The sequence below is a fragment of the Fimbriimonas sp. LA-C6 genome (genome assembly GCF_055398105.1).
The window spans coordinates 1568122-1579571 of sequence record NZ_AP038796.1 but is presented as its reverse complement, the minus strand read 5'-3'; the positions used below and the strand labels follow the sequence as shown (position 1 = coordinate 1579571).

The window sequence follows — 11450 nt, the reverse complement described above, 5'->3', positions numbered from 1 at the left end:
CCATGCCTTTTAGCGATCTTCTCAAACAATTAACGCAGCAGGCGAAAGGCCTCAATGTCACGTTGGCTCAAAAGTCAACGGACGATGTCAAGGCCTTTTTTACGGGCCTGGCCTCGTTGCGTGTTGTGTTCGTGAATGCCTCGGGATTTGGTCACCAGGCTTCCACATTGATCGCCATGCAACGCGCGATTCAACTGGGTTATACAGGCACGATAGATGTCTTCTATGAAGAAGTTGAGGGAGATTACGTTGCAAAGAGGCTGGAACTCCTCATCCCAGGATTCGTTTTTGGAACGACGGTGACCATGCAGTACATGGGAGTGACGCTCAACTTCGAAACAGCCGAAATTGATCGAGATAAGCCGGAGCTTGATACGAAAGCCTTTGGGTTGACGGGCGGCATGGACCCTTCGCAATACATTGCAAATCCTGCGGACTACTTTTCAACCAATATCTTCATGCAGTTGCAGCCGCCGGGTTGGGAAGCGAAATCCACTGCTGATGGTAATCCAGCACTTAACATGCTGTGGCATGCAGAAGTCGCGGATGGCACTCGACTCACTTCAATTGCCCAGCTAGGCGGAGCCTATTTCGACGGGTTTGCCTTTAACATGCTTGATCCGGTGCTTACGCCACAGGATTGGGTCGATCTTGCAGCCGTCCTTACGGAGCCAGAGAAGGCGAACGACTTACAGTGTTCAAAAGCCATTATTGATTACCTGGGAGCAGATAAGACTGCTGCGCCCGCCAACATGCTGGCTGGATACGGAGTTGCTAAAGGAGCGAGACAGACCTTTCCAACAGAGCCCAATAGCTACACGTACATGCTGTCGCTCTTGTGCGTCTTTGCGGGTCTGCAAAGTCAGGCTAGCCCGGCCAATTTCAGAAAGCCCATTGTCATGCTCATGCTGGGAGACTTCGGTGCGCAGTATTGGCAAACGCTTATCGCAATGGCGAATGGCACGTTCAACTTTGATCCACCCGCAGAGGAAGACGACCTACTTGCCGAGTATTACAGTTCCGCTGCGCGACAACTGATCACCCAATATGCACAACAGCTAGCTACCTATGGAGCTGCCGCAGGCATCTCTTATTCGTACTGTGGACAGAACGGTGACGACGCGACAACGCTTGAAGGAAAGCTAGCAGCGTTACAGAACGGGCAAATCCTCATTGTCAACATTCCATCGACACCGCCGCTAGTCTTCAACCTCCTCATGGCGTCTTGCACGCTGCCCTATATCTTTGAGGGGCAAGGCACGGCGATCTTGGCTTTGAACCTGGGAACGCCCTTCCTTAAGATGGCTAAGTTTGCCGAGCGGAGAGATTATCAGGACGTTGTTTACAACCTGCCGATGATGCCACCGTTGAAGACGAAGGTCTCGGCGAAGATGATCAAGGCCATTCGGAATCTCTGCATCCAAGACTCCGCCGTCACCATCAACAATCGGCTAGCTGACTTGTACACGGTGATGGATAGTGCACTCAGTGGACAGGGAGCTGTTGTCAACTATTTCAAGCTCCTTAGGCGCTTTTATCATAACAACGCCTTTGATAAGCTAGTCTTGGGGACGCGATACTACACGTCGACGCTTGCAGAAGAGTTTGTTGAACAACCGGTCAGGACGGCTCAGGCATCGGATATCTATCCTAACCTACGACCTGTTCCCGAGGGAAGAAACAATGATATCGTGCCGCCATGGTACGGCGATTTGGATCCGACCAACCCGTTGGATCAGCTGTACCTCTCGATTATTAATAACACATCGAATGGGACGCTGAATCTGTATCCGGGAGCCATCCCGGCCGACGGTAGCGATATAGCGACGTTCCTTCAAAGTCTTCTTGGAATCGCTAATATCCTCACGATAGAGGGCGTTAATAAGCCTCCACCTCCTGGAACCAGCATCACCCTTACGGGAACTTGCAACTACTTTGGCACGATGCCCGATGATATCAAGGTTGTTTTCACTCTAGGATCGGATGGAAAGACCCTTGTGATGGATCTCATCGCGAGCGACCCATTGCTCCAGTGGAGCGGTGCGCCTTGGTTCTCAATCGCTGACCCGTACATGGGGATTCTGGTCTCGAATGGCGGAATCATGAGCCTGGGGCAATTTGGCGGTCAGGTCAAGATTGGTGAGATCACAGTAAGTATCGACGCAACCTTGCCAACGTCCGATTCGATGATTCTTACGGCTACCTTCCCAGAAGTGGGGCCGAGCCTCGATTCGGTATTTCAATTTATTGGAGGTGTCAATCTCACCTCATATATCCCGCCACCTCTCAACACGCTAGTCGATTTGGAACTCCAGAGCGTTTCGTTCTCTTACGACATGAGTACGAACGCCGTGGACGCAATGACCGTGCAACTGCAGTCCACTCCCGACTGGACTCTCTTTGGCGATTTAACTCTTGAGACGCTCAACTTCGCCTGTACGGTAGTGGACCCCGTAGGCGATCGCGAAGTTTCATGGGAAGCGTACGGCACCTTTAGTCTCCCGCCTGGAACGCTCGAATTTGGGGTGTCTTACCCCAACTATGCTGTCGCCGGAGGACTGGCAGATGGTAGCCCTCCTATTCCACTCAGCAACATCGTTGCCTTCTTTATTGGTGGCATCGAGGTTCCGATCAGTGGCGAGTTGACGAGCTTCAGCATGTTGGTTACGCCAGCGACAGTGACTACTTACTCCATCGATATGGCTGTCGAAGGTGATTGGGCGTTGCCGAGCGTCGAAAGCGCGATCTTTACGGTTACTGAGCTTGGATTTGGCATCAGCGGAAGCAGTGATTCATCCGATTCTAGCAATAGCTTTGTGACGGGTTACATCACTGGCACGATCGAAATGTTTGCCAGCGATCCAACTTTGATGTTCGCTCTGACTGTCACATCAACCTATGGTGAAGACGGAAGCTGGGACATTGTTGGGCAACAGTCAGACGCCCCAATCAAGGTCACGGACATCATCAAGGCATACCTGCCAGCTAGTTGGCTCACAGATAGTCTGCCCGAGGTGCAGGTCTCGAATCTACATGTAGAGATCAACACCGGAAGCGCAAAGACGAACGCGTTTTATATCATAGGTGGCACCGTCACGGTTTGGGACATCCCGTTCATTACCGGACCGGTAACCGCTACTGCCGAGATAGGGGACACCTTAGGCACACCAACCCAGCCGCAAACGAAATTCCCCTTTGGGGACATAGAAGCCAGCCTGCAGTGGTACGGAATCGATATCAAGATCGGTTACGACTACAACCCATCGGTCACCTCATACACTCTTGAATGGAATGGACTTATTGCGACCGTGAGTGAGCAGGTTATCGACGGCAAAACTCACTGGATTAGCACACTCACGTTCAGCTCTACCACCACACTGGGCGGCATGATTGAGCAGGCAATCTCTTGGGCGACGGGTACTCCGTATGGACTAGCTTCACCGTGGAACTTGCTCAACGATATCTCTCTGAGCGCATTCTCACTTACTTACGACTTTACGGCGAACACTGTCAACTTCGCGGTGAACGTCGGCCCGATCGACCTTGGGTTCTGCCGAATTGACTCCATTGGCGTTACCTACAACAGTTCGGATACCGGAACGGGTGGGGTTCAGATTGCCATCAGCGGAAGTTTCCCTTGGAACACTGGAGCAGAGGCAAGCAATCTCTCGTGGGATGCTACCAAGCCAGAGACCACGCCAGCGCCACCTGGTGGAGGCAACAAGTATTTCGACCTCCGCTTACTCGCCATGGGACAGCACATCAATGTTGCGGGAGTAGCCGAAGCCCAGACCGTGGAAGCAGCGATCCTCGCGATGTCCAGCCTTGAGCCACCCAGTTCTGGCGAGATGCCAAGCGTCACTTTTGACGCAAGCAACGCGTGGATGACTGGGCTTGATGTGGGCATTCTTGGGTTAGAAGGGGGTGGCTACTGCATCACCGGACAAGTTGTCTTTGACGATCCAGATCTGTATGGGCTGCGGTTAAAACTAGAAGGACCTCCGGCCAAGATCTTCGGTGGTCTCGATTTCGAAATCATGTACCGGAAGATCAGCGACACGCTAGGTGTGTATCAAGCTGAGTTAACACTTCCCACATCCATGAGGACGATTCAGACTGGAATCTACACCATCCAGCTTCCTGTCTTCGCCATTGAGGTCTATACAAACGGCGACTTCCAGATCGACGTCGGATTCCCTTGGAACGAGGACTTTACGCGGTCCTTCACTGTTCAGGCGATTATCTACCCAGGCATTCCGCTCATGGGATCTGGTGGTTTCTACTTTGGCAAGCTTTCTAGCGCCTCAAGCAACCAGGTTCCGGTTGTGTCGAACGGCACCTTCAACCCTGTCATTGTGTTCGGCTTTGGTGCGCAGGTTGGGTTTGGAAAGAGCGTCAGTTACGGTCCACTAAGCGCTTCTTTCAGCCTTACTGTGCTTGGAATTATCCAGGGAGTGATCGCCAGGTGGTGTCCGTTTGAGGCAGGGAATAGTGGCAATTCCACTCCCTCGCAGCTTGATGGACAGTACTACTTCAGCATCACGGGAACCTTTGGCATCTCGGGAATTCTTGCTGGATCCATCGACTTTGCAATCATTAAAGCAAGCGTTAACATTTCTCTGCTTGTGATTGCTCAGATCGTATTCACCTCATACGAGCCGATCGTCCTTACCGTCGCCGCTTACGTGGATGTGTCCGCCTCGGTTAAGATCAACCTCGGATTCTTCTCGATCAAGTTCAGTTTCCACTTCTCGCTCAGTATCCGCGAGTCGTTTACGATTGGTTCTCAGGGATCGCCTCCTTGGAATGTTGTTGGCAGCACCTCGACTGGCCGTCTCGATGGCCCGCTTTATCTTCGCCACACACCTACGCGGCGGGCTCTTCTCGCAGCGCAAGGCAAAGAGCATTTGCTACAGACGGTTGCCGCTGGTCCCACATGGACAAACCTTGCTGCTGCCACTACCAAACTGCAGCTTACGGGTTACTACTCGCTCGCACTTACAGCAGCGGGAGACGAGGCTACGACCCTGAGCCAGCAGATTCCTTGCTACGTCGCCATTTTGGCCGTTGATGCACCTGCTCCAGCGACAACCGAATCTCTTGCAGCATCACGTGTTCAGGCAACTTCAGATACGTCGTTCGAAGCACTCTGCAAGCTCGTAACCCGGTGGGTAATTGCGGCGTTCCAGCTGAACGTACAGCAGCCTTTGACCGAAGCGCAAGTCGATGCACTGATCATTTCGAGTGACGACCTAGACGCGATCTTCGCGTGGCTAGCAGACACTACCAACCCAGTTCCGATTCCAACCTCTGTGATCGAAGAAATGCTTGCCCAGCAGGTGTTGATGACGATCATTGGGCCAGACTCAGGCACCGCAGACGTCCAGGGGGCATTCTTCCCGATGCCGCTAGAGCTTCAGTTAGACGTTCCGTCCTACCAGGGCTCCACCGCATATCAATACACATTTGCCGGATACAACACGCTTTCATCGACTGCTATCTCGGATCTCGAGACCTACTTTAACCAGCTTGCGATAGAGGTAGAGAAGGAAACGAGCGACAAGGTGCAGGCAAAGGCCGTTCAGGAGAATGAGCCTCTGTCTGTGGGTGGTTTTGTATTTGCGGATTACTTCTTACTGATGGCCCGGCAGATGATTCAGGCGCTGCAAGATAGTCTCAAGGACTTCTTGTATCCGCTCACTCCTGGCTTAACTCCAACGGTCGTTGTTGGTAATGTCAACACCACTGCGGGCTTGAGTGGAACGGAACAAGTCACCGTTTCGGACCTTTTCACCGCCAACCAAGACAAGGCACTAACTGCATCGAAGACCGTGACCATAACGGCGGCTACTTACATCGTCCAATCCGGAGACACGTTCCAATCGATTGCGACCTCAACTCGATTCGGCGGTGCTTTCACAGCTACTGAATTTGCAACGCTGAACTCTAGCAGCACCACCCTCCTGCAACAAGCCACAAGCGTAACCGTAGGCGGAAGCACCTATATTGTGCGGGGTGGAGATAGCCTCGTCGATGTTGCATCGGGATTAGGAATGACCCTTGAGGCGCTCCTTTCTGATGCTACCGTGCTCAATTTAAGTGGCTTGTTGATGGCGTATGCCGTCGCCGATCTACCGGACTACACGCATTCAACTTCCTCTGGAGAGACTCTCCTTCAGATTGCGACGGCGAATGGAGTGACACCCGCGATTCTTGGCACTTCTACCAACAACGGGCTAGTCGTGGATCTGTTCGATACGACAACCGTTACGGATCTTGACATCTCCCATCTGCCGCAGTACCAAGTTGGTGCTTTGCTCGCAGAGACACAGCGCACTCCAGCGATTACTCATCTGTCGAGCATGATTTCACGCTTCCACTTCCAGGGGCTTCGACTTCCGACATCTGGAATCACGCCGAATGCGAAGGGAATGTGGGTTACCGACAGCATGACCTTGCCAGCCGTTGCAGGTTTGTATGCGCTGACGGGACAACAGTTCCCGATTCCGACCATCACAAGTGCTGCCACGTACACCGTCAACCTGCGAAACCCTTCGTCCATCTCTTGGGTCACTTACAAGAATGGAACGGCGGTCATCACGGTCCCTATCAGCACCGGCTCGCCAGAATGCAATTCGATTCAAGCGTTGACCTCGTATGTACAAAGCACACGGTTAGTAACCGGTTACACCGAGTTGCAGGGCCAGTCCACCGTTTTGCAGAGTGCCGCCAGCTACTCGTTCGGTTCGTATATCCCGTGGTTAAGCCCAGCACTCCCGACACTGCCGTATGGCTCGGCTGTTGTAGGAGCCACGCAGGCAACCCTTTGGAAATTCCCGACTGCCTTACAGTCTCAACTAGACCGCCTTACGCACAAGGTGAATCCTTGCTTCTTGCCACAGGTTCAGACATACGATGACACCACGGGCGAGACGGTCAGCGTCGATGTGGCTAACTATGGCTGGGCTACCGCCCTAGAATTTACGATCAAGCAGGTTCCGCCGAACGCGAACAGTCCTGCATCCGCTACCACTTACGAAATTGTTAGCGTTGGAGCGGAAGACACGGTCCTGCTGGAGGATATCGTTTCTCAGTTCGGAAGTGGCTCAACCATGCTTCAGTGCATTTGGATTGGCTACCCACCAGTAGGTGGCATTGGTTCGAACGGAATTCAGGTCGGTTCATCTTCAACCGTGTTTGGAATTTCCCAAGTGAACCTGTCCACGGTGACGAATCCGGGTCTTAGCGCAACTGCAGCGCCGCAAGCAAGAACCACAACGCTGCAAGCAGGTGCGCTCAATGGCAATGCAGCATTCCTTCGATTATTGTGGGAAGCTGCGATTACTGCGGACGGTGGCTACTACCTGTACTACTCGGACCAAGGAGAAGGACTGCCGGGAACGGCATTCAACTCCAGTGGTGAAGCCATTTTGAGTTTGGTTGTGCTTTACGCACCAGATGTTTCGCCTGCGCCAGCAAATCAGATTTTCGACTGCATGAACTCTTTGATCCTCACGGATCCGATTCAGGGGTCAGCGGCACTTGTTGCAGTCGCTCAGCCGAATACGGTAACACAAGCCACGAACGCAGAAGACTCCATCTCCTCCCTGGTTGGGGCTTACTATGCGGATATTGGCGATTTTGCAGAGACCAACTCTGGACTTACTCTGAAGTCTGGTACCTCGCTTACACTCACTCAGGGTGTTTACATGGTATCGCCTTTAGGCACCGCTCCGGGCGGCCTTCTGGCCAATATTGCGACCTACTTCGGAATGGATGCGACTGCAATTCAGAACGCAAACCCGAACATTCCAAGCGCAGAGTGGGGTGCTGCTCTGCCAAGTTACACCGCGATTCGGTTGCCAGTCACCACGCTTGTGGTCGGGACTAGCCCTGGTGGATCGACCCTTAGTTCGATCTGCACCTACTACGGTTGTGATCTCACCGGCTTCGCAACGGATAACCAGTACGTGGTCGGCGTGTTTGCACTCAATCAAACACTGAACATTGAGGTTGGACCGACTTCGAGATCTTCGAATGTGCCTCTTGGCAGTCAACTACTGGAACTCCAGCGCCCTATTCCGCCGGACGACTACTCGACGCCTCAGAACCTCATGCTCAATCAGTTCAGCCTCTTGGGGTACCAGATTGCGGCTAACCAAGACTATAACGTCAGCAACCTAGGTGTCCCCGTTGGACCGACTGGAGCAGAGGGGGATGGTGCTGGAAAGATGCGTGTTGCGCGTATGATGGCAGCGGACGATTTGTGGTCGTACGACGTCACGCTTGCCTACCTCTCGCAGCTTTCTCATCCGACCGGAACCGGCCCCTACTCCGGTAACGGAACGCTTCTACAAGTCGATTTCTTCTGGCTGGACCTCTACGGCAATACAATTATTTCGGACCTAAGCACTCCAGCGGCTGGAGACTCTAGTCCGCTCAATATGTCCCCGGATCTCGTGGGCTATACGGACTCTCTCATTGGAGTAGGGAAGTGGCCGTCCTGTTCCACCTCTTGGAGTGTGGTTCCAGGGACTTCGCCAGCGCCGCCACAGATTCTTATTCCGATCTCGTTCGACAAGAGCCGCTACATCTACTCAGATACCAACCCAATGTGGCAGGCAAATGCTGCCTCGGACTTGGTGATCTACCAGGAGCTAGCTGATCAGCTTGCTGATCCCAACGGAATCGCATTCTCCATTGAGACCAGCCTAGTTTCGACGAGCATCCCGGTGAGCGCAACGAATGTTTCTAACCTTGTTGCGTGGGTCAGTACCATAGTCGAATTCCTCACCGCTCAAGCCTCGGGGGGCTCCGGAACAGCTCCTGTTCCTGTGTATCCAATTTCCGAGAATATTCCGGTATCGAGTCTAAACACATCTCAGATATTCGAGCTTGTTTGCAGTCTTACGATGATTCGCCCCGGTGGCATTGTCGAAGGTGAATACTCTGTTCTAGGAGGAATGCGTTACGACACGACAGCGCTCTCTCCATCTGGTGCGACGGGTTCCACTGGCATGACTCAGTTTGCTGAGGACTTCCAAACAGCATTTCTCACCGCTGGCGTCAATCAACTTCAGGTAGATCTTGGTATCGATAGATTCCAAGGTGGATCGGCGACTGCGCAAACTCTTTGGGCAGTTTGGCTTGGTCTGGAGGCTTCGCAAGGAATCAACTTCTCTGTCGATCCTAAGACGAACCCTCCATATATCTACGCACCATGCCCGATCTCCACATCGCTTCAATCTCGATCAGGGGTGCCGATTTACGGATACACGAGTGGCAAGGTCATCAACCTACAGACTCCCACCACATACCAAGACTTCTCGAACATTGACCTCGACCAGTGGGTAAGAACCATCTTTGCATCAGTCGACGGTGTCCTCACACCGGAGTTCATCTCTTCAATTCTCGTGGTCGATGCGATCTCTTCCGGCAGCTATATGTCGGGCTTGCAGGCAAACAAGACGCAGTTGGCCCAAATGTACTCGGCTCAGATGGTGCCGGTGTTTGTGGACCAGGCTTCTGCGCCGACTGAAACGATCCAAGAGGCCTTCTCTCAGCAGTTGCTTTCACAACTAGGAAACGCTTATGCGACTCAGGCAGCTCTACAATATGCTGCAAACATTGTTGCACAGTCGGTTCCTTCGGGCGAGACCGCGCCGAACTTCTATGGCAACATATCGCAGACCACGAGCACGGTAAACGTTACGTTTACACCTGTGAAGATGCCAATCGCTCCGGCAACGGGTACGCCACTGCCTATCCTTATCACAACGCCGAATCAGACAACAGGCTTCACTGAATCTTCGTTCATCACTGTGGACCTTGCCTATTCGGTTACGAATATTGAACACCAAATCGGTAGTGTCCCAGGCATCGAAGGCTATCTTGCTTCGACTTGGCTAACCCCTGCGCTACCACAGACTGGTGCGATTGGAACTCCTGGAAGCCTCTCGGCGTCTCTGGGATCAGTCGAGGTGCCGATGGCCCTTCGCTCTTACCCGGCGAATCCCTCACTGAATCAACAGTCGGGCACTGAAACGGACCCGCTGGCAACAGATATTGCCGATCTCACGCAGTGGACTTACGCCATCGATTACTCGATGCCCTTCCACTATCCGCAGGACGTCATTTATTGGACAGTTCTGTTCAATGTGGGCTTGTCGCAAGTGAACAAGCTGGCGTCCTTCCTCGACTCTTTCAATGCAATGGCCGAGTTTGTAACGGTTTACCCGGCTGTCCAGGCAGACCTGGTCGCTTGCCTGGCCCAGATTACGGCGGAGACCACCGATCCAACTTTGATTGCCAATGCAGAAGCAGCTCTTGAGTCACTGATCTTGCTGTTGGACTACATCACAGGTCTTAACAATACTGTTTCTAGTCCGGGCAACGAACCGAGCCGCGCTTTCTCAGTGCGGCCACGTGTGACAAGCCCGGCAAGTGGAACTCCTTTCGAGTTCAATCTGCAAGAGTCTTCTGGTCCTGCCGGTGGAATTCAGAACGCGCTTATTATCGCGCTGAATGTGACCACTACTCCCTTCGATGCAGATTCTGCACCGCAGTTGGGTGTATTGATTCCCTCGTACACCATGAAGACGCTGTCGAGCAGTGGCAATACGTTCGAGTACTACTACGTTGACGGTTTGGGAAGCACCCTAACAGCGGACCAAGGCCAGCTGATTCCAGATCGCACCATAACCATGGCCGGTCTTCAAATCCTGGATAACCAAAACGCGCTTGCCTCTGCATATGTAACGAGGAACCAGATCCTGGTACCAGGCCGTACGACTTCGGAGAGCTTTATCTATCAGACGCCAACCCTGTCGTTCACAGACGTATTACAGCCAACCATCACTTCGAGTCAGACTATTGATATCGCGATGATCGGTTCTCAGAATGGCTTACCTGTCCAACGTTCGCTGAACGATCAGTTGACAGCACTCTTTGAGGCCCTGGCACAGGAGACCTCACAGACGACGATGACGGTGCAGATTGCTTGCTTCTACCAATACACGTTGAACCAGCAAGTAGGAACCTCTGCGCTAGGCGTCACGCTCCCTGTTCTGAGTCAACCGCCGTTAAATATAACCCTGGTAGGTACGCCGCCTTCCGGTGGCATCACGCTCGCTCAGGCGACGACAGACCTCTCAACCGCAATCTCCACGTGGTTCGGAACGACCTCTCCAAGTACCACGGGTGCATCGCTCACCTTCTCCTTGACTGTCCTCACGAATGAAGCTGGTAGTGGCAAGTTGATGCCACTACTGACCCTCCAAGACCTCGACCTCTTGTTGTCCGACATTGTTCCTCCTCTAACCTAGAGTAAGTGCATAGCATGAAGCAACCAGAATTTATCGTAATGATCAAGTCATTTGAAGCCTCAGCGTCCGCAAGGTCCTATATTTCTGCAGTTGTACGAAGGTGCTTGCAAATTCAAATGTATGCGT

1 protein-coding gene is annotated in these 11450 nt (G+C 52.8%); it reads left to right on the top strand.

Going from position 1 to position 11450, the window contains the following annotated elements; translation table 11 throughout:
• Positions 1-2 precede the first annotated feature (2 nt).
• Positions 3-11324: a hypothetical protein gene (locus tag ACZ51B_RS07405; protein ID WP_464296598.1), complete on the top strand. Its 11322-nt coding sequence runs from the start codon at positions 3-5 to the stop codon at positions 11322-11324.
• The last annotated feature ends 126 nt before the right edge of the window (positions 11325-11450 follow it).

What these genes read in the sequence shown, in the direction of transcription:
- ACZ51B_RS07405 (WP_464296598.1), top strand. Translation starts at nt 3, where the DNA reads ATGCCTTTTAGCGATCTTCTCAAACAATTAACGCAGCAGGCGAAAGGC.